Here is a 25,109-nt window from a genome sequence, read left to right on the forward strand (position 1 = left end):
TTTTATCAATGACTTTTTGAAGTTCACTTCAAGTTTAATTATGGGTGCATTGGGGTCAGGCTTAACTTATTTCATATAATTGACTTATTTTATTTAATTTACTGACTGTCAATCATATTTTAATAAATTGTTGGCAAACCGCCGCTTGGTTATATACCATTCATTTAGGCACAATGTACCGTCTGTTAAATAGCCAGCTAGCTTACCTCCATAAAGCAATCCAAACAAATTCACCATCATAATCGCTATAAACAATCTCAGCTACGACCCGGATTTCTTTATCATAATAAATATGCTTGATTAAGCGTTGTTCGCGGTCTTCTGTTTTTGCCAAATAGTTTTCACCTAATAAGCCGCTTATTTCCTCTATTGTGGATATATCTTTATTTCCATTTATGTTTAACAGCACATCTTCGTCAAAAGCAAAAATGTAGCTTACCTTATTATCATCGACATCCAATATCAGTTCATCAAAATAGTAGGCATGGTCGCCACCGCTATTACGAAAGCGATTACTTGCCTGATATGCCGCTAAGTCAACATCCTCAAGGTTGGAACCAATTCTTATTGTGTCAACGGTAATATTAGATAAATCTGTAGTCGCCAGCCGGCCTATCTCCCAATTCCTGTACTGATTACCGATAAAACTGAACATAGAACCGAACGCAGAATTAAATATCAAAACCAGAGCAATAACCGTGCAGACTATAACCGCTACGGCAATTTTAATCTTAGTGCTTTTCTTTTTATTCAATGCATTATTACCTTCTTTTTCGTATCGCTTTCCCCAAACGCCAGCATTGACCTTGTGATTTTAATTTTTGTCCACTTTCCTTTTGGTCTCTCGTACAGAGAGCCTTTTTTTATTATACGTGCAGCTAATGCCTTAGACAACATGCGCGGGCAATACCTTCCATAAATAACAGCGTAAATATAAGTCAATTTTTGCCATAACGCAAGCCTGACCCCATGCCCAACTGACCCCATGCCCAACGATTGTTAGAAACTATCATATCATATATAATAAATATTATTTATTTGTCTTTATCCAGCTTATAGTAGAATAGAGCGAATAATGCTGTTAAATTATCCCCAATTATAATTAATTAACGAAATAGCACCTACTACCATTAGCCGGACTATCTGCAACAGTTACTATTAAGTGAGGGGAGATATTGTTATGCAGGAACAACCAAAAACAAAACATATTGTCATCATCGGGGCCGGTTTTGGCGGCATCCGGGCCGTTCGGGCTTTAAGCAAAGCCGATGTCCGGATAACCTTAATCGACAAGCATAATTATCATTTGTTTCAGCCGTTGCTGTATCAGGTATCAACAGCCACCTTATCCATTGATGATATTGCCTATCCGGTGCGGGCTATGATAAAGCAGCAAAAAAATGTTCATTTCCGGATGGGCGAGGTAAACACTATTGATTTTGAGCGAAAATCAGTGATACTTGCTACCGCGGCGGTAGCTTATGACTATCTGATAATAGCTACAGGCGGCGTTACCAATTATTTCGGGCTCAAAGCTGTGGAAAAGAATAGTTTTGGCATGAAAAACCTGGATGAGTCAGTAACAATCCGCAACCACATTCTTCATCAATTTGAATTGGCGGCCTATGAACAAGACCGGGACAAGCGCCGGGCACGCTTAACCTTTATCATTGTCGGGGGCGGGCCAACCGGTGTCGAATCTGCCGGTGCCTTATCAGAATTAATCTATTTAGTCATGGCCAGAGAGTACCATACCCTTAACTTTAAAGAAGTTCGCATTGTATTAGTTGAGGCTTCAGATAAAGTATTGGCAGCAATGCCGGCGGAATTACAGGAAACCACTGTGGAAACACTAATTCGCAAGCATGTTGAAGTCCGTCTTTGCGTGCAGGTCACTGATTATGATGGTGAGCGCTTATCGCTCAAGGGTGGTGAAGTAATCCCCACCCGTACAGTCATCTGGGCAGCCGGGATAAAGGCGGCGCCTCTTCTGGATACCTTGCATATTGAGCAGGATCAGGCACGCCGGGCGGTTGTAAATGAGTTTTTACAATTGCCTGCTCACCCGGATGTTTTTGTTATCGGTGATGCTGCCCATTACGAGTATGCCGGGCGGCCTTTACCAATGATTGCACCGGTGGCAATCCAACAGGCAGATGTTGCAGCTAAAAACATTAAACAGCTTATGGCAGAAAAGCCCTTGGAAAAATTTACGTACAAGGACGTAGGCAGCATGGCAACAATTGGCCGGAATGCGGCCGTTGTTCACATGGGACATCTTAAATTAAAAGGGGTTGCCGCTTGGCTAATCTGGTCGCTTGTCCATATTTTACGCTTGATTGACTTCCGCAATCGCTTTGTTGTATTTATGAAATGGGTCTGGGAGTATATGTTCTACGACAGGCTTGTCCGCATTATTACCCGTCAATAGAGTTTCTTTACGAATTGTGCCAACGCCACTAAAGCTTGACGAGTGCTTCATCTTTCTTAAAACGATGGAATAAGCAGGGTCCCCCAAAAACTTAAAACATCATCCCTGTCCGCCTTCGCCTATGAAAAAATCGCCCTATCAAGGTAATGTAATTTCATAAAAAAGAACCGGGTACGTTTTTTCTCGTACTCGGTTCTTTTTGGGATTTATCTTTTTTGCTTTAACTCAAAAACAGGCAGAAAAGACAGCGAGAATCAGTTCCCCCACACAGGCCCGTTGCGACAGCCGTCAGGGCGTTTAAGGGCTAAAGTGGTTATACGGCGACATACTCCGTTAAAGATCAATGGTCGTCGACAGTTTGAAGGTACGGCCGCTGCCAAGCGTGAGATAGCCGTCAGAGAAGCAGCCTGACCAATAATTTTTATCAAGCACGTTTTCTACAGTAAACCGGAAAGCGACCGGTTGGCCGTTGACTTTAGTCACATATCTGGCGCCGACGTCATAGCGGATCCAGCTTGGAATTTGCATTGTATTGGCGGAATTACTATATTGCGGGCCGGTATAAACGGCGCGGGTGGACAACGTCAGGCCGGAAACATTGGGCGCATCCCATTCGAAGCCCAGATTACTTTGCCATTTTGGTGTGCCAAAAGCTGTGTTGCCGTCATAGGTGCCGTTGGCAGTATGCGTTGTCACACCGCGGAGGAAGCTCACGCCGCCCAGAATGCGCCAATCTCGGTTGATTTGGCCGAATACGTTCCACTCGACGCCGCGGTTACGCTGCTCTCCGTCCTGTTTATAAGTTGTGACACTGGTGCTGCGGTCCGCGATGACGCTTGGTCTGGTAATTTGGAACAAGCTCAGGGTATGGGCATAATCGCCTGCGTCCCATTTTACCCCTGTCTCAATCTGTTTCGTTTTGAAGGGGGCAAAGACGTGACCATAATTGCTGGCAGTCGTATCGGTAACGGTGCTGCCTGAACTTAGCCCTTCGATATAGTTTGCATATAAAGACACCGGCGCGGCCCACGGTTTGACGACAAGGGCAATTGCCGGGGTGACGGCGCTTTTGTCGTAACGGGCAGTTATCGCGCCGGTGCTGCTGTTGAAGTTTTTGGTGTTCACCCGTTGATTGCGGACCCCCAGCGTGAGCCGGTATTTATCCTGGCTGAAGGATAAGGTGTCAGTCAGCGCCACACCAGTGAGATCAGACTCCGCGACTTTGGACGGCGAACCCGGATCAGCGGCAAAAACGAGAGTGGCCGGATTATAGATATTGGAAGGATATGCGGCGCCTTCCTTGAAAACCTGCCCTCTTTCAAGGCTAAGCGAAGTCGCGCTTAAAACGACCTGGTGGCTGACCGCCCCTGTTTGGAAACGGCCGCGCAGCCCCGCCTCGGCCGATACGATGTCGGTGTAGCCGGTAGTATAGGTGGTGACGGCGCTATAATTCCCCAGCGCGTCTATGCCTTTTGCATGCGTCGACATCATATAGCCGGAAAAATCGTAATTTGCTGTTCCCAGACCGGCATAGGCAGTCAGCTTGTCATTAATGTCATATTCGCCGCGCGCCGCCACGCCCTTGTTTTCTATCCAGCCCCAGGTTCCGGCAAATAAGTTTGTGCTAGGATCGGGGGCTGAGGGAACGGAAGTGATGTCCGTGTTGAAATAGTAATCCGCCAACGTTCCGCCGCTGGAATTTTCTTTGCTGTAATAGGCATCAAGCGAAGCGCGCCAGCGTTCTCCGCGGTAGTCCAGGCCCACCGCGCCCAGTTCGCGTTTCTTTGACTGCCCGGAGATGTCGGTATCGCCATCCCGGTAGACGCCGTTGACCCGTATCCCCCACTCGTTGTTTTGGCCGAAGCGGCGGCCGATATCCAGATGGGCGCCGAGCTGAGAGTCCGATGTATAATCCATTGTGAAACGGGTCAGCGGCTCCTCCGCAGCGCGCTTGGGAACAAGATTGATCGTTCCGCCCAGGGAGCCGTTGGGCGGCATACCATAGAGTAAGGCGCTCGGCCCTCTTAGCAATTCCACCCGTTCAAGGAATTCTGTCGGCACATGGCTTATAGGCGCCAGGCCAAACATGCCGTCAAAGCCCAAATCGTAGGAATTAACGGTAAAACCGCGAATTCTGAAATTTTCTATTGTGTGGCCGTTGGAAGTTGCATCACGCACCGACGCATCATTGGACAAAACCTCGGAAATAGTGCGGGCTTGCCGATTTTCAATCATTTGCGCCGTATAACTTGTAATGCTGAAGGGAGCATTCATGATGTCAACGTTGCCCAGCAATCCAAGCCGCGCTCCTCTAGCCACCTGACCGCCGGCATAGACCGACGGCAGATCGCGGCTGCGCATGGCGGTCACTTCAATCATTTCCAGGGTGAATTCCCGCTTGCCGGCGGTTGTTTCCGCGGCAGAGGCCGCTTGGGGATCGGTCTGGCCGGTAGCGGTAACTGCTCCCGCCGTATCCTCGGCAGACGCAATTGCCGGCGTGTGCCAGAACAGGCTGCTGCCGATCAGGGCGTAAAGCAGCCGTTTTCTGGCAAGGGACAAATTGTTCTTCATGTTGTCAACTCCTCGTATAATAAGTTGTAATTTTTCTTAATTTCAGCCAGAAAGGTGGTGTATTGATAATAATTATCATTAATTTGTTTTTATCAGTATAACAAACTGCAAAGCACAGGCAAATAGAGGTTTTTCCAATGATCCTTGATATTTTTCAAAATTAGCGATAAATAAATTTGATAATTACTGGTAATAGTGATAGAATGATAGTGATAATTATTATCATTTGATTTTTATAAAAAAACTACCCTTCAGGCGGAATTTCTACCCCGGCAGAAAGTTAGTCGACCTTAGCCAGAGATTTTAGCGTTCTTATCCCCCGCTGAGGCATGCAGGAAGTTTCAGAACGCTTGGCAGGGGAGCATTATAAACAATAGCGGTCTTTACAGACTTGTTGCCGCTTAGGAGGATACGAAAAATGAAGGTGGATATCAACGATCTATCCGGCTATTTTGCCAAAATAAACTTTAGCATAGTTGATATAAGACGAGCGGTTATCGAACCTGGAAGTAAACTTTTCGGCATAACGACTTCACCATTTCCAGGGATGATTTTTCCGCTGCGCGGCCGGTCAAGAATGTCTTTTGACGGCGTTCCCTATGACATGGAGCCTGGCAAAGTATTCCACGGCGGGCCGAGTATGCCCTTGGATAAAGAGGTTCTGGGACAGTCAAATTGGGATTATATGGTCGTACATTACCAGGTGCACGGCAATACCCGGGGGACGTTTCCCTATGCATTGTCGCATTATGAACTCAGCCCGGGCTATAATCCCCGGATAAACGACACGCTGCACCGGATGTACCATATCTGCAAAACACCGGGTAATCTGCCGGCGCTGAAAATTAAATCCCTGTTTTTCATCATTTTGGATGAAATTCTAACTTTCGTCAATTGTAACGACAGCCGCGAACTGGTGGCAGAAGCCGCTGAATATATGAAGAATTACCATATGGAACCGCTCACCATACCGGAATTAGCCAGGCAATATGACCTGACCAGCAAACAGTTTGCCTATTTGTTTCAAAAGCATACGGGTATGAGTCCGAATAAATTTCTGATTGAGTACCGAATGCGGCGGGCGAAAGAACTGCTCTGCACCACAACCTTCTCTGTCGCGAAAATTGCCGAGTACGTGGGTTATTCCGATCCTTATTATTTCAGCCTGTTATTCAAGAAGCGAATGGGCTTGTCTCCCAGTACGCTGCAGGCATTTAAAAAAATAAAAATTTGATTTGCAATTAAAAATTATTTTAAAAACACGGGGACAGGGATTTTGTTTCAACAACTAACCCTGGAATTATGTTATCGCAGTTTTGCGAGGATCGCTTACATTGTATCGCAGCCATTTCAATACACCAGTGTTGCGGTGTCATTAGACCATTGTCTCAGCTGCGCAAGCCTTCACTGCGCTTACCAGGCTGACCAAAAAACACGGTATAATGTAAATGGGACGAGCGCCTACCCGTCCCAAACTGAATAAAGCGGTGAGTCCCAGGTGGATTTCTCCGTCCCTGCTATAACTAAGGGGTTATTCTACAACCTTAAACCGAACAAAAAATGTTGTTCCCCGTGAAGAGGTTTCAACCTCAATCCTTGCCCCATGACTTTCAGCGATACGGTAGCAAACCGATAATCCCAGACCGGTTCCCCCCTCTTTGGTAGTCAGGAAAGGTGTGCCGATTTTGGGCAAAATATTTTCCGGAATACCAGGTCCGGTGTCCTGGACAGCTAGTGTTATCGCCTGATTATCGGCATAGGTCCTAATCGTTACTGACCCGCGGGAATCCATGGCCTCCATGGCATTACGCACTAAATTCAAGATAAGCTGCCTTATCTCTTTATCATCATAGCAGGTGGGGGGGATATCGCCGATATCAGCCTCAATCTCATGGCCAAAACGAAAAGCATCGGCTTGTAACAAAGGAAATAATGCGTGAATGGTCCCGTTTAAATTGCCTGGTTTGGGTTCAATCCGCTTATTTTTGGCCAGGGATAAGAATTCGGTAATAATTAAATTTGCCCTGTCCAGCTCCTCAATCATGACCATTAGCTGTTCATGATCATCGGCATACTTTTCTTTACGCTGGAACAGCTGTAAATAACCGCGCACAGTTGTCATCGGGTTCCGGACCTCGTGGCCAATGCCGGCCGCCATTTCCCCGACCAGATTAAGGCGGTCCAGGCGGGTCATTTCATGGACAAGCAGGCATTGATCAGTTATATCGGTTAAGGTGACAACATAGCCGATGAGGTTATCATCCGCTTCATTCGCATTGAATTGACCGGCATTAATAAGTAAGTTGAAGGCTTTGCCGTCCTGCCTCTCATATTTGACTTCGATACCACAGGACAAACTGGAATCAGCAGCCTGGTTCAAGCCGATCCTTACGCCATTATCTTCACGAAACAAGGGGATTACTCTATCAAAGTCATGCCCAACCAACTGACCGCCCACCATGGCCACAGCGGCAGGATTGGCCTGAATAATCTGTCCGTTTTTGTCACAGGCGATAATCGGTTCTTTAGCCTGATTAAATATCATTTGGGTAAAACGCTCGCTGCGCCTTTGTTCTGTCAGGTCGGTAATGACCAGGCAGGTAAGAGTATCCCCGCCAATGGCAATATTGCTTGCAGATAGAATCACTGAGGCACAGAATTTATCGTTGATTTCAAAGCTGCACTCTGTATAAAAACGGCCTGTGCGGGTTGATATAAAAAAAGCAAAGGCCTCCCTGTCCTTTGGCTTTAAAAAGTTATATATGGACAACCCTATGACTTTTTCAAACGGGGTTTTGACGATATCGGCAAAGTTTTTATTGCAGAACAGGATTGTCCCGTTGGCGGCAATTGTTGCGCAGCCTTCCTGCATTTCCTCCACTAAAACGCGATAAATGTGATTTGCACCCTTTAGGATATAATCCTGGCCGCCCGCAGCCTCCGCAACCAGCAAGGCGTCAATGTCGCCAGGCTTAATAGCGTCAAGGATACGACGAGCTTCCGCAAGCTGCTGACGCAGTTGTTTATTCTCCTTTAATAGAGCATTCACTGAACGATATTTGCGAATCATTTTAGTCCTCACTCTTCGGTAACTATGAATCTAACTGGCAAAAATAGTGTTCGTATAAGACATATATATGATTTGCCGGCTCTGCGACTGCCTGTTCAACTTCGCACGCCTTATTGGTTATCCCGGCCGTTTTGGAACCTCCTAATTAGGCTCTATACTGAGTCCCACCAGTACACGTTTGTTCAGCATTGGCGTTCATGATTCACCTCCCCCAACCTGGCTATTGGGTAACATCAATTGGCGCATAACCGCTAAGTGTTTCCTGTTTTCATCCGGAGCTGCTATTGAACTGCTTCCTGGGTAATATCCCCTCCAGTTCATAATGATCGCAACAATAGACAGCTTAAGGATACCGCATAAAATAAATGATATTCTTATCATATAAGAAAATTAAAAATCACGCAATTTATTTTCTTACTAAATGAGTAATTACTAGTATAATTTTACAATCAGGCTACTATACGGTGCTGCTGCCCTGATAAATCTTTAAATCTAAGGGGTTAGGTGCACCTATAATACAAAAGGGGCTGTGTAAGAACACAGTCCCTTTTCGCTTGCTGCAACAAGGCTCCCTTAGGCCAGCTCATCCATCAATAAAGACACCTCAACAGTAGCCAGCGGCTGCCCAACCAGCGTGGTACCGGCCAATGGCGGCAGCGAGTTTTCAAACGCCCTGCGTGTGGCCCGGTAAAATACACCGATAAGAATTTTACTAATCTGGCTCAGGCAATTCCGGGTCATAGGCAAGGGTGTATTGATCACATGCAGCAGGACTTAGCGTTCGCGGCTTGCTCAATTGAGCAGGGGCATAGGAAAGCAGCCGTGTGGAATTAAGCACCACCGCCAGAGTACTGGCATTATGCAAAATCGCTGCCAGAAAAGGCGAGATCAATTTGGCTGATCCCAGTCCTAAGCCAAGGATATTGGCCCCAATGGCAAACAGGAAGTTCTGTCTGATCACGATCAAGGACTGTTTCCCCAGGCGGATTACTTCCACAATCTTCTCAGGATTGTCTTCACGCAGCACAATTCCGGCTGTTTCAATGGCCGCATCGGCTCCCCCTACCCCCATAGCTACCCCAACATCGGCCAGGGCCAGGGAAGGGGAGTCGTTAATCCCGTCACCAACCATCCCCACCACATGTCCTCTAGCTTTTAAAGACTTTACTAATTCGAATTTATCCTGGGGAAGCATAGTAGACCAGACTGTCTCTACCCCCAGTTGATTTGCAGTTGCCTGGACAACGGCCTCCGTATCGCCACTGACAATCCCGATATTGATAATCCCCTCTGCTCTAAGATCGCAAATAGCCTTGACAGCATTGGGCCGTACCGCATCCTGGATGACAATAACCCCTACCACCTGAGTCCCGCTGCCGACATATACCAGTGTTGAACTTTCTGCGAAATCGCGGATTAACGCCGGAATGCGCGGCGACAGCTTAACCCCCATCTCAGTTAAGTACCGGGAGTTGCCAACATGGATCGCCTTGCCATTGATCATGGCCCTAACCCCACCCCCCACAGTCATTTCACTGTTGGGAATTACCGGGAGGGTTATTCCCTGTTTCTCAGCAGCCTCTTTAATGGCATTGGCCAACGGGTGATTGGCATTAGCCTCAGCGGCAGCGGCGAGCGTTAAAATAGCAGCCGTATCATATTTCTGATGAACGGGGATTACTTCGACTACCGCAGGTTTTCCCTCCGTTAATGTGCCTGTTTTATCAAATAAAAGAAAATCGACCTTGCCTGCTTCCTCAAGATAACGGCCGCCTTTAACAAGGATACCCCTGCCGGCGGCATTGCCGATGGCCGCACTGAGAGCTGTCGGGGTTGCTAATCCGGCCGCACAGGGACAGGCAACAATCAGGATTGTCATGGTGCGCCGTATATCTCTCGTCAATAAAAATACAATAAAGGCCAGGAGGAAGGAGGCGGGAATGATCCGGGCAGAGTATTGGTCAGCCAGCCTCTGAATGGGTGCTTTGGAATGGGTTGCCTGCTCAACAAGGTGAATAATACGGGCTACAGAGGTTTGATCGCCTACTCTTTCCGCCCGTATATAGAGAGTGCCTTGCTCAATGGTAGAGCCTGCCAGCACTTGATCACCCGGGTGTTTATACACCGGTATCGGCTCGCCTGTTAGAGCAGCCTGATTGACAACGGCTGCGCCTTCAACTACGGTCCCATCCACCGGAATTTTACTGCCTAGTTTTACCGATACCGTATCAGCTTGCTGTAACTGGGTTATTGGAATTGATAGCTCCTGCCCATTCACAACAATCCAGGCACTTTTCTGATCACCTTCCAGCATTGTGCGAATCGTACGGCGTGATCTGTCCAGTGTTAATGTTTCTATTAAGGTACTCAGGTTAACCAACCAGACAACAACTAACCCGGTGGCGCCTTCCCGTAATAATAACGACAGGAGCGTTGCTGCACCGATCAAAATTTCATTGTTTAGTTTTCTTTGTAATATAATACTTTCCAAGCCACTACGCAGTATGGGTAAAGCTGTAATCAGGGTGATCAGACTTGCTATCCTTTCCATACCAATAGAGATAGGACTATAGCGGCAGAAATACTTAACTACGTAGTATAGCAGGGTAACGCCGCCAAGAGCAACCAGGCCAATTTGAGTAGGAATGGCCATATCTTCCAACTCAAAGGGCTTGCTCTTTTCGCTATTTTTTTTGTCTAAATCAGCTTTTGGGGGACTTGTCCCCGCATAATCGTATTGCCGGAGTAAAAGACATACCATCTGCTCAGACAGCCTGGTTCGGTCATATAGGATTAATATCCTGCCTGATTTTGGGTTAGCCCTGTATTCTTTAATCCCTGGTTGCTGCTGTAGAAATGCTTCAATCTGTAAGCCAAAACCAGGATTACATCTAAGCTGCGGGCAATACAGGCGAATGCGTCCCGGTAATTTGTGGACAATATGTAGGGGTCCTGTAGACAATTCTGTTCCTCCTTTGAGGTCATAGGATAAACGTAAAAATCGCTATTGTCTTATATTAAAAACAAAAATAAAAATAATCCCAGACACTGGGATTATTGTGCCTAGCGAAACCAATGCCCGCTAGAGTATTATATGGAAGATGCTGTTGTTTATACGGCGGCTTCTGAAATAGGCAAAGGCAAATTTGTCTTGTACAATAATAGCTGTTCCTGAACCTGCTCAATAAGTAAAGCCTCACAGGCAAACAGAAAATTAATAATGCTGCCCCTGATCCGCTGCGTAAGATCAGCCAGAACAACTGACCACTGCTGTTTAGCCGAGCAGCCGCAAGCATCCAAGGCCCAGGTTGCAACATGAACATGAACAGGCATCAACCTTTTCCGGACTGGCTTTAGGGCGTGATCCCAGATCTTATTGCCCAAAAATTCAATACATCCTGCCATACGTAATGTGGTACGGTGTTCCTCAATCACAGCCTGCAAAGGTCTGAGTGAGAATGAGGGAAAAGGGCCTCTGAAAACCAACTCTGTTTCGGCTGGAAAACCCTGCCGCCGGAGATGAAAATTCAGATGCTTTAACAACCGGCTATGCAGCTTGCCTTTTTGCAGCTCATACAATGCGCGGGGCCACTCCGGCGGGGTCTTGTGAAGCAGACCTTCCGCTAACCGCTGAACCTCTTCTGGCCGAATCCGCAAATATATTTGATGGAACTCCCACCGTATATCTCTTTTGCATTCTGCTAATAGCGAATCTATTGGCTGTACACATGCTGACATAGAGTAGAAGCCTCCTTTAAAGATAGCGATAATCATTATCATCTAATCTTATTATAGTATATACTGGCCTACCTAGTCAATATGTGTGCAGCGCCAAAAAATTTTTAATTAAGAATTTAATTCCCGTCGGTACCGTAGCTGCTAAAAATAACAAAAAGTTAATATTGTTTTAACCAAGAAATTGGTCAAGCACGCTATACTAATAATAGAATAGTTCATGAAAGTCGGTGAGATCAATGAGCCTGGCCCGCCTACAATCTCAGAGACACGACTTCTATTCCTCAGCTAAAAAAGTGCATTTTCGCTATCATAGATTTCAGAAGACCCTGTTTTTCGGTGAAAAAATTTTCATTAACCGCCATAAGGTAAAGCTGCTGGCCGCAGCAGCCAAAGAGCGGAAAAAAGAATGGCCAGCCGTTAATACAGTATTGACTTGCAGTCAGTTTGTCAATCAGTTATTGAGTAATTCCTTAGCAGTAGCCCGCACTAACCTTCGACCGTTTATCAATGATGTAATTTCCGGGGCCGAACCCTTCAATTCGGAATCCTTTTATCGTAGAATAGTGAGCCGTGATGAGTTGCAAAGGCTCCATCTACAGATTAGCCGGCACCTAAGTACTGCCTTGCTGCTGCCTGTCGAGCATTGTTCAACTGTGTTAAAAGGGAGTTGCCAAGATCCTGTGTCTTTTTTATCCTCCACCGGGCTTATCGAGCAATATAAGAGTACGGTAGCGATTACCAAGGGCATCGCCCTGGTTGCAGAAGCCATTTATGATCAAAGCCTTGCTCAGCTTCAGCCTCACTGGATCATAAAAAAGCTTATAAACAAACTTAACGTAAGCACTGCATTGCTTGCGGCAACAGATTGTCACCCTGTTAACCATGAAAAAAGATGCCTGGCTGAGATTGAGAGCTGCCTGGCGGGAAGTATCGAAAGCTTCTACCATCAGCTTCGCCACCACTATCTAAGCAAGACTGCCACTCTGATTTATTCCTTCCATGATGCGCACAGGCAAATGCCGCCCCGGCATTTATATCTCGTAAAAAAGCCGTCTCAATAGGAATCGAGGTGGCTTTCACAATTTTCAGATAAAATAAAGCTGTTATTTTAATTCACTAAAATGCAAAGGTGTGACTCCGAATAGGCTAAAGATCTATTCGGAGTCACACCTTCTTCTTCCCGCTTCCCTGCCATCCATCTCCGGCAGCATGAGCGCCAAGAGAATCAGGTCGAGGTTTTTCAGCAAGAAGGTATATGTTGACAGGAAGAAGAAATCCTCTGCAAGAAACCTTTTCTATTGGCAGGCCAGAGCAGGGTATCCCTGGCAGATCGGAAATGAATGATTAAAGGGAGTGCTGGACAGTGGAAAGACGTCAGTTTATCAGCGGGCTTGGCTACGGGTTACTATCGTTAGGCTTGGCAGGCTGCGGCCTGCGGTTTTCCGGAAAAAGTGCCGATCCGGAAGAAAAGCGTGGTGCTACGGACAACAAGCAAACAGCAGCTCCGGCGGCCGGCGTGTATGATCGCGGCAAACTTATTGTCGCGGAGGGCACTGACCCCAACTCGCTCATCGAAAAAGGGTTTAAGGCTCTTGGCGGCATTGCCGCATTAGTCCGCAGCGGAGCTACCGTGGTGATTAAGCCGAATTTCAGTGTACCCAGAAAACCGGAGGAAGCAGCAACGACCAATCCGCTTTTAGTTGCCGCTGTGGTAAAACAATGTTTGGCAGCAGGGGCCAAGACGGTCAAAGTAATTGATTATCCCTTTAGCAGCCCGCCGGTATGTCTTGTCAACAGCGGTATAAAGGCGGCAGTAGAAGCTGCCGGGGGCAGGGCATTTGCCATCAATGCGCCAAACTTCTACACGCAGGTTGATATGGGCGGCAAAATTCTGAAAGATGTGTTGTTTTCTAAGGATGTGCTAGAGGCGGACGTATTTATTAACTTTCCCATACTGAAGCATCACAACGCGACCAAGCTGACTCTGGGGCTGAAGAATATGATGGGGCTGGTATGGGACCGCGGCTATTTTCACCGGACAGATCTTCTTCAGGGAATTGCTGAACTGGCAGCTTTTCGCAGACCGCACCTTACCATTTTAGACGCTACAAAGGGCATTACCGGTAATGGCCCTGTCGGGCCGGGACCCATTCGCGCATGGAACCAAGTGGTTTTTGGTGTCGATCCTGTTGCCGTTGATGCTTACGGAGCGACGTTGTTTGGTCTTAAACCGGCGGAAATCGGCTATGTGCCGCTGGCCGCGCAATTGGGTGCAGGCGAGCTGGAGCTGCAAAAGCTTACGGTTGTGAAGGTGTAGGCGTGCGATCTAAGCAGGGATCTTCCTGGCGATATATGCTGCAATTGATCTCGGTTGTTGCGTTTGTAATGCTGCTTGCCAGCTTATCGTATCCTCCCGGCCGGGAAAATTGGTTACTCCAATGGGCTTCCCGGCTTGATCCCTGGCTGTTGCTGAGCCAACTCCGCTGGCAGCAGGCGGTGCCCGCCTGGGTGTGGTTGCCGCTGCTGACTGTGACGGCAACGTTGCTGTGGGGGCGGGTGTTTTGCGGCTGGTTGTGCCCGTTAGGTGCCATGTTAATGTGGACAGATAAAATCGGCAAAGCAGCCTTTAAAAATATGTCGCCGGTCAGAGTACAAATATTGCGCACCGTCCAGCCAATACGGTATTACTGGCTGCTTGTCTTACTGATTGTCTTTGCTCTAGGATCAAACTGGGTTATTTTTTTAACCCCGTTTGCGCTGTTTAGCCATGAGCTGGCAAGGGTGTTGCAGGGGTATATGCCGTGGCTGCTCATTGGGATTATGGCCGGTACCCTGCTCTTTTCCCGCCTCTGGTGCAGTGTGCTATGCCCAACCGGCGTACTGCTGTCATTGGCAGCCCGGCTGCGGCTGTTCGGCTACCGGATTGCCGGAAACTGTGTGTATTGCGAGCAATGTGCGAGCGCCTGCTCAGTCGGCGCCGCATCGGTGGATACGGCGGTTGCGCAAGCAGGCTGTTTAGCCTGCGGGGACTGCCACCGGGTTTGCCCTGCCAAGGCAATTAGCTGGCAACACCGTTGGCCAAGTGGTAAGGACAGTCGTCTTGTTCCTGCGGACGGTGGGGCAGCGGCAAAGCGGCAAGGGTCACGACGGCAGTTTTTAAAAGCTGCTGGCGCCGTTGCTTTGGCGGCGGCTTTTTGGGAAAAAACGGTTGGAGCAGCAGAACCAGTATTACGTCCGCCCGGGTCTCTCCCGGCCCCGGACTTTACCGCGGTTTGCAACCGTTGCGGGCGGTGTATTCAGGTCTGTCCCGGTAAAGCACTACAGCCAATGCCAATTACAGACGGCCTGACAAATTTTGCAACACCTTATATTATCCCACGTCAAAGCCGCTGTGATTTATGCCTGTCGTGCCAGGAGGTATGTCCAACCGGAGCGATTGTTCAGGTGCCTCTGGACAAAGTCCGGATGGGCAGGGCAATTCTGGATAAGTCTCGTTGTATAGCCTGGGAGGAGAATAAATTATGCTTCATTTGTGGTGAACAATGCCCGGTCCTGGCAATCACAGGCGATGAATACCATCGGCCAACCATTCTATTGGATAAATGTGCGGGCTGCGGCTCCTGTGAAAACGCTTGTCCGGTGGCTGGAGAAGCCGCCATTCGCGTGCTTCCCCAATAGCTGGCTTTTTCCGTTGAGTTTCCTTAGCAGCAGTGGCCTAAGTAATTCGCTATAAAAATGGTACACAGCCTGACAATGGCTGTGTACCATTTTATTCAACAAACCGGTACTGTCAGGTTAGATAATGCCTACGCATAGCTGGTTAGCTGCGCTTCAAAAAAACTATTTTGCAATAATTACCACTTATTTTAATATCACTTGAAAAATATGAATACTATGGTTAACTATGGAAAGAATATTCTTGTCTAGGACAATATACATAAAAGCGACAAAGGAGGGATATAATGCCTAACATAGAGTCATCACCGGCAGACGGGTGTGAACCACGGCCAGCAGGCAAACGCGAAGTAAGATCTGAGCCAAGGTACAGCCGCAGGCAGCGCATGCGCGAACGGGCCCTGGAAACCAGCAACGAAGAAACGGTCACCGGATTAGAACAGGTATTTGAGGCTAAGCTGGCTGCGATACGGACTTACGAACAGCGATTAAGCACGATCACTGACCCATATGCCCGCAGGTCGTTACAGCAAATGATCCGTAAAGAGCGGAAGGAGTTACTCCACTTGGCTGATCTTACCGATTTAGTGGAGCAAAGCCCTGAGCTGAATGGCCTGACACGGACCCAGCGCCGTTTTAACCATGAGGTCAAAATGCATACAGGCCAGGACCTGACCTTCTGGTTAGGAGCTGCAGTTGTCGGCGCAGTCCTGCTGCCAAGTGTAAGAGAAAAACTACGACCTTTGGCCGTAAAAGCGGTCCAAGGCATAGTCGGGTTGACCGAACAGGCGCAAGGGGTATTTAGTGGTGTCCGTGAGGATATTGAAGACTTGGTCAGCGAAGCACAATTTGAGCGCTTTAAAGACTCGCTTGAACCAGTGGCTGAAGAAGGACCGGCTGAGCCGTAAACTAGTGTCTTGACCACATTATCTTTTTAGTTTGATGACGGCCAAAATGGCAAATGGCGGCGTCAGCCCCTCCTAGCAGACCCCTGCCAGTATGCGTCGTCGGTGCTTCCTTGCCCTTTACCATTTTGTCTCGCCCTAAAACTAACATATAACATGGTCAAGACACTAAGTACAGGCTGATGCTATTTTCTTACTGAGTGTGTCAGGAGGAGCAAGTGGCAACTATTGAATTATTGCAACAGAAAATCGTAAATGCCAGCAGGGAACTGAATGAAGCCATTGACATGAGTGTCGAGCTAAGGCGCCACTCACCCCAGACGAAAACAGAAGTGATGAAAATCTGGGAAGAATTTTTGGGGCAGTTTTTCGGCTATATCAAAAAGAAAAGTAAAGAATCGAAAGATAACTTGCTTGCGGGTATCTCCTGGACGCGTTTAAAACTTTTTTAAGCCGTGTCTAGTCCCTCCCACTTGAAATTAACAGCAAGGAGCCAATCCTTGCTGTTAATTTTTTAACCATTACTTACTAAAGGGGGATGCACTCTATTGGCTACAGCAGGCATTGCAGCAAATGAGTACAGGTTAATACCAGGACGTTTACGGATAGTGATCAAAGGGCTCCGCCGGAACGCTGCGTATGCTCAGTATATAGTTGAACAATTGCTGGCGAAAAAGGGGATCCGGACAGCCACTGCCAACCCGCTTACCGGCAGGGCGCTTATTCACTTTGACCAGACCCTGATCGGATTACCCGAAATTCAACAGGTGATTCATACTGCCAGCCAGGCTTATGCCCCGGCTGCGGCCAATTCTCAGCCGCTAATCGCCCCCGCTGTTCATAATGCGCAGGAATTAGGCAAGGCACAATCTATATATGCCTTGGTAACAGGCGGAATGTTAGCTGCCTTAGTGCTAAAGCGGTGGTTAATCGGAAAATCAGCTTTTTCCTCCTCTCCCCGGATATTTAATCTTGCCGCACTTATAACAATTGTGGGCGGGTATCCCATTTTATATAATGGCTGCGAATCATTAGCTAAACGTAAACGGATCAATCATGACGTAATGCTGTTTTTAGCCACACTGGTTCTCCTGGCCCTGCGGGAAAGCATCACCGGACTATCGGTTCTCTGGCTGGTGCATCTGACCAATTTATTTAGATCCACTATGCAAATTCGTGCCAACAGGAACATTGGCAACCTCCTGCTGGACAAGCAGCAAAAGGTATGGCGCTGGGAAAATCGGCGAAAGACGCTGGTACAAAACCACGATCTTCAGGCCGGGGATATTGTTCTTATCCATCCGGGTGAAACCAGCCCTGTTGATGGGCAGATTGTAGCCGGGAAAGCCTGTGTCCATCAGGCTTCCCTAACCGGAGACTATCAGTCCCAGCTTAGGGCTGCAGGCGATATGGTCTATGCCGGCATGCAAGTGCAGGCCGGTTCGATAAAGGTTAGAGCTGAACATGTCGGCAATGCAACATCACTGGCTCAGATGGCCTGCTTGGTAGCAGATGCTCAGGCTAAAGAAATGCGAAGCCGCCCACCGGATCAGTATACTGGCAAGGTTATGAGTTGGGCCCTGGCCATTGCCGGAGCTGTCTTTTTCCTGACCCGTGATTTCACGCGCAGCCTGGCTGTCCTGCTTGCCGGCTGCCCGGCTGCCATTGCCATATCGCGCAACACAGCCCTCGGCGTGGCGGCTGCCGAAGCGGCGGGACAAGGAATTTTTGTAAAAGAAATTGCTGCTGTCGAACGCACCGGGCAAATTGATACGATATTATTTGATAAAACCGGGACATTAACAACAGCCTTGCCCAAGGTTGCCGAGATTATTGCGCTGACCCCGGACTACAATGAAGCTGAAGTCTTAACGCTTGCCGCTTCAGCGGAAAAATCCACCTGCCACCCCCTGGCCCGAATGCTGCTAAGTGAAGTCAAGCAACGGAATCTTGCTTTACTGCCTGCAGCTAGCCAGGGATTCCTGGGTTATGGCATACAGGCAGTCATTAACGGGAAAAAAATTATTGTCGGCAACTTGTTAGCCATGGAGCGGGAAAAGGTGCCGGTCTTCCGGGCGCGGTCTAAGGTCATGCGGCTAGAGCAGTTAGGCAATAGCCTTCTCTATGTCGCAGTAAACCGGCGCCTCATCGGCGTGATTGGCGTAAGCGACAGGATCAAACCTGAGAGCTATGCAGCGGTTGACCGGCTTCGTTCCTTAGGAATCAGGAATATTGGGGTTATTACCGGTGATTCTTCCGGTGCGGCTGAGCATCTGGCTGTTGAACTCAGCCTAACAGAGCAGCGGCATGCAATGCTCCCTGAGGATAAAATGCACAGAATTCTGGAACTACGGCGTACAGGCAAACGGATTGCCATGATCGGCGACGGGACAAACGACGCTCCGGCATTTGCTGCCAGTGAGGTAGGCATTGTCATGGGCCTGAGTGGAACGCCGCAGGCAATTCGTGCTGCTGATATCGTTATTGCCAATGATGATCCACGCCAGGTCGCCGCGACGGTACGGCTCGGTAGACACACCAACGAAGTGATTAAACAAAATTTAGCAATGTCTGTCGGCTTTAACATGGCCGGCATGGCCCTGGCCGCTGCAGCTTTGATATCGCCGGTGACAGCAGGACTACTGCTGAATGCGAGCACGTTGGCAGTCATTGTTAATTCAGGTCGCTTGCTGTCGCGCAAAAAGCCGGCCAAACATTTTGCCCCCATGGATCTACAGCGGTTTGCCAAAAAAAATGCTGAGGATAAGGCCTGCCTGACCTCGACAAATAACCTGCTATCTTTTCCCGGCAGCAATAACGGCTCTGCGAATTCCACGAATACACAGCAGCAGCCCTGGCATGTTCAAACTCAGGCCGGCGTGTGTGACGTACTGGCAACCTCCCATCATTTTGGTCTCACTGAGCGTGAGGCGCAATTACGAATTGCCTATTATGGAAAAAACGCCCTGCAAGAGGCGGAGAAGCCTTCTTTTTGGAAGCTATTGAGAACTCAATTTAAAGATTTTATGGTGCAGGTTTTACTGGGAGCGGCAGGGCTTTCCTTTGCTCTCGGCAAAGCGAAAGATGCGCTGCTTACAGTTGGGATCGTAGTGGCCAATGCTGCCATGGGGGTTGTCCAGGAACGGAAAGCAAGCAGTTCTCTTGATTCACTAAAAATACTAACCGCTCCTCAGGCGCGTGTGATCAGAGGGGGACGAACCTGTAAAATATTGTCTGCAAGCCTGGTTCCCGGAGATATTATTGTGCTTGAGGCCGGCGACCATATCCCTGCGGACGTAAGACTGCTAACCACAGCCCGCTTTGAAGTGGAAGAATCTGCCCTAACAGGAGAATCACTACCAGTACGAAAAGAAGCTAACATGGTCTACCCCCGGGAGTATGCTTTAGCCAATAGACATAATATGGCTTTTATGGGTACTAACGTGACCCGGGGCCGGGCGACGGCTGTTGTCATTGCTACCGGCATGGCCACAGAGATGGGAAACATTGCCTCGTTGATTCATAATCACGAAGAAGGCACTACGCCGCTGCAGAAGCGGCTTGAGGAACTGGGCCGAAGTCTGGTCTGCGGTTGTCTTGGCGTGTCAGGCCTCATATTTTTAACCGGGCTGCTGCGAGGCCAACCAATTCTCAGCCTGCTCCAGACGGCGGCCAGTCTGACGGTAGCCGCCATTCCTGAGGGCTTAGCAGCGATTGTCATTATTGCCTTAGCCATGGGCGTTCAGCGCATGAGCAAGCGCAATATTATTGTCCGCAAGCTATCTTCCCTTGAAGCCCTTGGCTGCGCGACGGCTATTTGTTCAGACAAGACCGGTACGTTAACGCAAAATAAGATGACAGTCCGGGAGATATATACCCTGGGCCGGACTTGGCAAATAACCGGTGAAGGCTATAGCCCCGAGGGTAATTTCCAGCTCGGCAATACAGCGATTGACGCTGCCGGCAATGCAGAGTTGATGAGCACGCTCAGATGCGGCCTGCTGTGCAACAATGCCCGGCTGGTGACAGCATTGCCCTCTGGCAAAGTAATTCCGATTAATAAAAAAAATCAACCAGGCTGGACCATTGAGGGTGATCCCACGGAAGGAGCCCTTGTCGTCCTTGCCGCCAAAGCAGGACTAAAGCAGGTCCAATACGAAAAAAACTACCGCCGTTTAAAAGAAATTCCTTTTGAGGCCGAACGGCGGATGATGTCGGTTGTGTGCCAGGAAAAACAAGCGCTGCCAGCCCTCTATTGTAAGGGAGCAGCGGATAAAATCTTATCTATTTCCACCCATTATGTCAAAGATGGCCAAACTCTGCCTTTAGATGCTATGACCCGGAAAAAGATTGAACAGGCAAACCGGCATATGGCCGGCAAAGCAATGCGGGTGCTCGCCTGTGCCTACCGGGATCTCCCGTATTTTCACGCTGAAGAACCGGCTGATTCTTTAGAGGACCAGCTTGTCTTTTGCGGGTTAGTGGGAATGATCGACCCACCTCGCCCTGAGGTGGCGGCGGCGATCATGAAATGTAAAGCTGCCGGCGTCAAAGTTATCATGATTACTGGTGATCATCCCCTGACTGCCAAAGCCATCGCCTGTGAGGTAGGTATGATTGATAAAAACAGCGCTGTATGTATCGACAGTCAGTTAGAGCAACTGTCTGATGCTGAACTTGAAGAAATTGTGGCAGATACCTGCGTATATGCGCGGACTTCGCCGCAGCAAAAGCTGCTTCTTGTCAAAGCCCTGCAGAGAAAAGGATTTGTTGTGGTCATGACCGGGGATGGGGTAAATGATGCACCGGCGGTACAATGTGCGGATATTGGCATCGCTATGGGTATTATGGGTACAGATATCACCAAACAGGCGGCAAGCATCACCTTAGCGGACGATAACTTCGCTACCATTGTGCGGGCAATGGAGGAAGGACGTTCTATCTATGCCAACATCCGTAAAGCTATTCGCTATCTGGTAGCAACCAATATTGGCGAGGTTGTCCTGATGCTGCTGGCGGCAGTGATTGGTCTGCCGCTGCCGCTACTCCCGCTGCAACTCCTCGCGATCAATCTGATCGGTGATGGCTTACCGGCTATTGCCCTCGTTAATGACCCGCCGGCCAAAAATATTATGAAGCAACCGCCGAAAACTGCAGACCAAAGCGTATTTGCCGGTGGGCTGGGCCGCAAAGTCATCAGCCGCGGACTAATTATCGGCATTGCCAGTTTAGCACTATTTACCTGGAAACTGGGCAGGACAGGCAACCTCTTGCTTGCCCGGTCTATCGTAATTGCCCAACTGGCGCTCAGTCAATTCTTTCATCTGTTCGATTGCCGGCTCGAACGGGAAACTGGCACTGTTGGCATGTTCAGCAATCCGTGGTTGTTTGGTGCGGTTTCACTCTCGTTGGCTATGGTTGTTGCCATGCTCCACCTGCCTTCACTCCAATCAGTTTGCAGTACCGTAGCCCTGCCAGGCAGCGACTGGTTAATCGCCGTGCTGTTAGCAGGACTTACCGCTGTTGTAGATTTTGGTATCGAAAAAACTGTGGCAAGGGATCGTTTATTGCCTCTTCCCGTTCAGATTTGCCAACCATCGCTGCCGGAATAGATTTATTCGTGTTGTAGATACTACCTTCAAGGAGGTGGTGTGATGCATTGGTTTTTCATGCGTCCAGTACTGGGCTGGGGCACGTTCCTGCTTGTCCACGCCATTGGAATTCCACTTGTTTACGGTTTAGGTAAGACCTGCGGGGCAAAGGAAGCTAACAAAGAAAGCCTTCACCACCAAGAACTTCAATAATACTAAAACCCTCCGCTTCGCCGGAGGGTTTTAGTATTTATTCGGGAGCTTTTTTGGAGGAGGCGGAATAGCCTTTGCGCGGCGAAGCGGGACCAATGTCTTTCATTGAGGCTTCAAGTCCATCATGAGGTATCTCAGTACCGGTTATTTCTTTTTCCGGGTCTGCTTGGTTTGCTCCGCGCCGCTGCTTGGCTTCATCGACAATATCCTTAAAGTCGTCACGGACAGACTTGGCTTTCTCTTGCACACTCAGTACGCCCGCAGTCGTAGCAACAGCAATTTGCCGCCCCTTAACTTTGGCCGAAGACCGCAGCGATGTAAGCGCAGCCCCGGGGCAAGGACAGCCACCGCGCTCACGGGCCTCGACTACGATGTCGGAAGCCTTGTCTCGCAGCTTTGCGGTTAAGTTCTTTACCTCATCGCCAACAATCAAGGCCCCTTTTGTTGCTTGCACAGCAGCCATCCGCAAACCTCGCCGCACCGGGGGCAATGTCAAAACCAGTGCAGCACCGCCGGCAAGCAATAATGCGGGCGCACTTCTAGTGAGTATTCGTGCTCCCATACGTAAAAAGTTCATAATGCACTACCTCCTTATACTTATTTTAATTTTCCCGTAGTAAGGAGGTTTATGTACCCAAATCGGGATTTGGGCGGTATAGCAGCCTGTTTATTATCTAATTTTATGTGTTTTTACCCGGCCAATGATCACATTCCCTCTTTAGCGGCAGTCTTGTCGCTAACATCAGCGACAGGTTGTTTAACCAGACCTTTGATGATTTGCGCAAGATCAACCCCGGAAACATTCTTCAGCATTTCAGGTGCCGTTGCCATCAAGGAGGTCACATACTTGCTAACCCGCACAGCACCATCGCCATTGCCGGCATCAACAACCGTAAGTTTATCGATAGACTGCAGCGGCTCGGCTATTTTTCCTGCCAGTTCGGGCAGCATCTTGATAATAATATCCAAAACTGCCGCCTCACCAAATTTTTCAAATGCTTCGGCCAGTTTTTCTTTTGCTTCCGCCTCGGCTAAACCTTTTAGGCGGACAATATCAGCTTCCGCAGTACCTTTGGCCCGCTCCGCGTCAGCAACGGCCAACCCGTCCAGGCGCTTCTGCTCGGCATTTGCTTTCGCTTCAGCCTCAATGCGATACTGGAGGGCGTCAGCTTCCCGCATCTGCCTGGCTTTGGCAGCTTCAGCCGCTTGCTCGACCGCATACCGGTCTGCATCCGCCTTTTTTTTCACCTCGGCATCAAACTGCTTTTCCCGGCGCAGAATTTCCTTATCCTGCACATCAATTTCCCGTTCTTTACGGACAATCTCAATCTTCATCTGCTCTTGTATTACCATTTGCTCTGATTTGGCTTGTTGGATATTATACGCCTGATCGGCCTCGGCTTTGGCTGTATCCTGTTCCTGTTTAAACGCAGCAATTTTGAGTTCTTTCTCTTTTGTAGCCTCGGCAACATTGGTATCACGCAATAGCTCCGCTTTTTGTCCCTGTTCCTCTGCCTGGGCCTTCTTGATCCGGGAATCCCTTACAGCCTCGGCTTCGGCAATCTCGGCATCCCTTTTTACGGCAGCAATGCGCGGTTTACCAAGCGCTTCAAGATACCCCTGCTTATCACGGACATCCTTGATTGTAAAAGATACAATCTGGAGGCCCATCTTTTTTAAGTCTCTGGCAGCCACCCCCTGAACCTCCTGGGCGAATTTGTCCCGGTTGCGATACACCTCTTCGACAGTCATCGTGCCCAGGATAGCCCGCAGGTGCCCCTCTAATACCTCCTGCGCCTCCCCCTGCACGGCTGCTGTCGGCTTACCCATAAACTGCTCGGCCGCGGTTGCGACATCCTCAATCGAACTGCCAACCTTAATAATTGCCACCCCATCGGCCATTACCGGCACCCCCTGCTCGGTATATACCTCAGGCGTAGAAACATCCAGCTTATGCGAAAGCAGCGATAACGTGGCTGCTTGTTGGAAAATTGGCAGGATGAAGGCGCCGCCGCCTCTCACAATTTTAATTTTCCGCCCCGAGTCGTCGGTAAGCACATCTTTGCCTACTAAAAATGAACCGGTGACAATCATTGCCTCATCGGGTCCTACGGTTTTATACCTGGCCCAAAAAGCCAGGCCTAAAACGACAAACACACTCATTATTATTACAGGAATCGTTAAAAAAGCTACATTCATATTGTTCCTCCTCCTTGTTTATCGGCGCGGCATACATATAAAACCCCTGCACGAACTTCGGCCACGATGACCTGCGTACCGGCAGCAAGCTCCACCTGATCACGGCTTGCCGCAATCTGATTTGTATTGCCGGCACCAATTCTCAGCAATACCTCCCCTACACCAGCGGCCGGGATGAGTACAATCACTTCTCCTGTTTTGCCAATAAGATCGGTCATAAAAAAACCGGCTGAATTTTCACAGTTCCTCATCGGTTTTATGTAGATGAAATATACAAGGCCGGACAGCAAAACAGCTGCAAGGAAGGAGTACAGCATAACCTCAGAACCTGTAAATTCCGCAGCCCCTGTTAGCAGCACTCCGGCTCCGCCAAAGCTGGTTATCCCCCCGACAACAACCATAGGCTGCAACCAGGCTAAGTGATCGCCAGGGAACTCCAGGGAGAAGCTCAGTGCCTGTTGTAGAACCTCACCGAATAAGAGAGTGACTATGGCCGAGAATACGCCAAAGATCAGACAACCCCAATATAAGTCCAGCATACACTCCTTCCTTTCACAGGTAATCCGAAGATTGAGGTAAATTAAGCCTTGAACCGGCTAATACTGTATAATTTCTTCCCTAACACCGCCATTCCTTTAATAAGCATAAAATTTACCTTCTTTGTCATTTTTTAATAGTATTACAGGATGTATTACCATTCGTTAGGGGGTGTATAA

General features: G+C 48.7%; 18 protein-coding genes. 9 read left to right on the forward strand and 9 right to left on the reverse strand.

Going from position 1 to position 25,109, the window contains the following annotated elements; translation table 11 throughout:
* Window positions 1–202 precede the first annotated feature (202 nt).
* Complete coding sequence (locus SPTER_RS18640) at window positions 203–754, reverse strand: hypothetical protein (RefSeq protein ID WP_144351766.1); 552 nt, start codon at window positions 752–754, stop codon at window positions 203–205.
* Window positions 755–1,180: 426 nt separating this feature from the next.
* Between SPTER_RS18640 and SPTER_RS18645 the strand changes: the two genes are divergently transcribed.
* Window positions 1,181–2,431, forward strand: a complete 1,251-nt coding sequence (locus SPTER_RS18645) for an NAD(P)/FAD-dependent oxidoreductase (protein WP_144351767.1) — start codon at window positions 1,181–1,183, stop codon at window positions 2,429–2,431.
* Window positions 2,432–2,764: 333 nt separating this feature from the next.
* On the opposite strand, the gene SPTER_RS18650 is transcribed toward SPTER_RS18645, so the two are convergent.
* Entirely contained in the window at window positions 2,765–5,002 is a 2,238-nt protein-coding gene (locus SPTER_RS18650) for a TonB-dependent receptor (protein WP_144351768.1), read from the reverse strand.
* Between the two features lie 418 nt (window positions 5,003–5,420).
* Between SPTER_RS18650 and SPTER_RS18655 the strand changes: the two genes are divergently transcribed.
* On the forward strand, window positions 5,421–6,236 hold the full coding sequence (locus SPTER_RS18655; protein WP_144351769.1) for a helix-turn-helix domain-containing protein: 816 nt from the start codon (window positions 5,421–5,423) through the stop codon (window positions 6,234–6,236).
* 297 nt (window positions 6,237–6,533) lie between these two features.
* Here SPTER_RS18655 and SPTER_RS18660 read toward each other — a convergent pair whose 3' ends face one another.
* The 4 genes from SPTER_RS18660 to SPTER_RS18670 all read right to left on the reverse strand — a co-directional run bounded on the left by SPTER_RS18660 (window position 6,534) and on the right by SPTER_RS18670 (window position 11,810).
* On the reverse strand, window positions 6,534–8,072 hold the full coding sequence (locus tag SPTER_RS18660) for an ATP-binding protein (protein ID WP_144351770.1): 1,539 nt from the start codon (window positions 8,070–8,072) through the stop codon (window positions 6,534–6,536).
* Window positions 8,073–8,645: 573 nt separating this feature from the next.
* Complete coding sequence (locus SPTER_RS24865; protein ID WP_170233324.1) at window positions 8,646–8,813, reverse strand: hypothetical protein; 168 nt, start codon at window positions 8,811–8,813, stop codon at window positions 8,646–8,648.
* Complete coding sequence (locus tag SPTER_RS18665; RefSeq protein ID WP_144351771.1) at window positions 8,785–11,034, reverse strand: heavy metal translocating P-type ATPase; 2,250 nt, start codon at window positions 11,032–11,034, stop codon at window positions 8,785–8,787. The genes SPTER_RS24865 and SPTER_RS18665 overlap by 29 nt, the downstream gene beginning before the upstream one ends.
* A 149-nt stretch (window positions 11,035–11,183) precedes the next feature.
* Window positions 11,184–11,810 (reverse strand): hypothetical protein, encoded by a 627-nt coding sequence (locus tag SPTER_RS18670; protein ID WP_144351772.1) that lies wholly within the window; start codon window positions 11,808–11,810, stop codon window positions 11,184–11,186.
* Window positions 11,811–12,103: 293 nt separating this feature from the next.
* Here SPTER_RS18670 and SPTER_RS18675 point away from each other — a divergent pair, with 293 nt between their 5' ends.
* The 7 genes from SPTER_RS18675 (at window position 12,104) to SPTER_RS24870 (ending at window position 22,194) form a co-directional block, all read left to right on the forward strand.
* Window positions 12,104–12,871, forward strand: a complete 768-nt coding sequence (locus SPTER_RS18675) for a hypothetical protein (RefSeq protein WP_144351773.1) — start codon at window positions 12,104–12,106, stop codon at window positions 12,869–12,871.
* A 302-nt stretch (window positions 12,872–13,173) separates the two neighbouring features.
* Window positions 13,174–14,127, forward strand: coding sequence for a DUF362 domain-containing protein (locus SPTER_RS18680; RefSeq protein ID WP_144351774.1), 954 nt, complete (start codon window positions 13,174–13,176; stop codon window positions 14,125–14,127).
* 2 nt (window positions 14,128–14,129) lie between these two features.
* Window positions 14,130–15,488, forward strand: a complete 1,359-nt coding sequence (locus SPTER_RS18685; RefSeq protein ID WP_144351775.1) for a 4Fe-4S binding protein — start codon at window positions 14,130–14,132, stop codon at window positions 15,486–15,488.
* A 284-nt stretch (window positions 15,489–15,772) separates the two neighbouring features.
* On the forward strand, window positions 15,773–16,393 hold the full coding sequence (locus SPTER_RS18690) for a ferritin family protein (RefSeq protein ID WP_144351776.1): 621 nt from the start codon (window positions 15,773–15,775) through the stop codon (window positions 16,391–16,393).
* A 215-nt stretch (window positions 16,394–16,608) separates the two neighbouring features.
* Entirely contained in the window at window positions 16,609–16,842 is a 234-nt protein-coding gene (locus SPTER_RS18695) for a hypothetical protein (RefSeq protein ID WP_144351777.1), read from the forward strand.
* Window positions 16,843–16,938: 96 nt separating this feature from the next.
* Window positions 16,939–22,002, forward strand: coding sequence for a heavy metal translocating P-type ATPase (locus SPTER_RS18700; protein ID WP_144351778.1), 5,064 nt, complete (start codon window positions 16,939–16,941; stop codon window positions 22,000–22,002).
* Between the two features lie 39 nt (window positions 22,003–22,041).
* On the forward strand, window positions 22,042–22,194 hold the full coding sequence (locus tag SPTER_RS24870; RefSeq protein ID WP_170233325.1) for a hypothetical protein: 153 nt from the start codon (window positions 22,042–22,044) through the stop codon (window positions 22,192–22,194).
* A 37-nt stretch (window positions 22,195–22,231) separates the two neighbouring features.
* On the opposite strand, the gene SPTER_RS18705 is transcribed toward SPTER_RS24870, so the two are convergent.
* The 3 genes from SPTER_RS18705 to SPTER_RS18715 form a co-directional block, all read right to left on the reverse strand.
* Complete coding sequence (locus tag SPTER_RS18705) at window positions 22,232–22,771, reverse strand: hypothetical protein (protein ID WP_211367323.1); 540 nt, start codon at window positions 22,769–22,771, stop codon at window positions 22,232–22,234.
* Window positions 22,772–22,899: 128 nt separating this feature from the next.
* Window positions 22,900–24,393, reverse strand: a complete 1,494-nt coding sequence (locus SPTER_RS18710; protein WP_144351779.1) for a flotillin lipid rafts scaffold protein FloT — start codon at window positions 24,391–24,393, stop codon at window positions 22,900–22,902.
* The gene (locus SPTER_RS18715) at window positions 24,390–24,932 is read right to left on the reverse strand and encodes an NfeD family membrane protein (protein ID WP_144351780.1); all 543 of its coding nucleotides are present in this window, start codon (window positions 24,930–24,932) and stop codon (window positions 24,390–24,392) included. Before SPTER_RS18715 ends, SPTER_RS18710 begins: the two co-directional genes overlap by 4 nt.
* Window positions 24,933–25,109 lie beyond the last annotated feature (177 nt).

The organism is Sporomusa termitida (genome assembly GCF_007641255.1).
Taxonomy (GTDB): Bacteria; Bacillota; Negativicutes; order Sporomusales; family Sporomusaceae; genus Sporomusa; species Sporomusa termitida.

Bases quoted from the DNA above. Each gene is read 5' to 3' on its own strand.
- SPTER_RS18710 (WP_144351779.1), bottom strand. From the start codon at position 24,393: ATGAATGTAGCTTTTTTAACGATTCCTGTAATAATAATGAGTGTGTTT.
- SPTER_RS18705 (WP_211367323.1), bottom strand. From the start codon at position 22,771: ATGAACTTTTTACGTATGGGAGCACGAATACTCACTAGAAGTGCGCCC.
- SPTER_RS18690 (WP_144351776.1), top strand. From the start codon at position 15,773: ATGCCTAACATAGAGTCATCACCGGCAGACGGGTGTGAACCACGGCCA.
- SPTER_RS18660 (WP_144351770.1), bottom strand. From the start codon at position 8,072: ATGATTCGCAAATATCGTTCAGTGAATGCTCTATTAAAGGAGAATAAA.
- SPTER_RS18650 (WP_144351768.1), bottom strand. From the start codon at position 5,002: ATGAAGAACAATTTGTCCCTTGCCAGAAAACGGCTGCTTTACGCCCTG.
- SPTER_RS18645 (WP_144351767.1), top strand. From the start codon at position 1,181: ATGCAGGAACAACCAAAAACAAAACATATTGTCATCATCGGGGCCGGT.
- SPTER_RS24865 (WP_170233324.1), bottom strand. From the start codon at position 8,813: ATGACCCGGAATTGCCTGAGCCAGATTAGTAAAATTCTTATCGGTGTA.
- SPTER_RS18715 (WP_144351780.1), bottom strand. From the start codon at position 24,932: ATGCTGGACTTATATTGGGGTTGTCTGATCTTTGGCGTATTCTCGGCC.
- SPTER_RS18670 (WP_144351772.1), bottom strand. From the start codon at position 11,810: ATGTCAGCATGTGTACAGCCAATAGATTCGCTATTAGCAGAATGCAAA.
- SPTER_RS18655 (WP_144351769.1), top strand. From the start codon at position 5,421: ATGAAGGTGGATATCAACGATCTATCCGGCTATTTTGCCAAAATAAAC.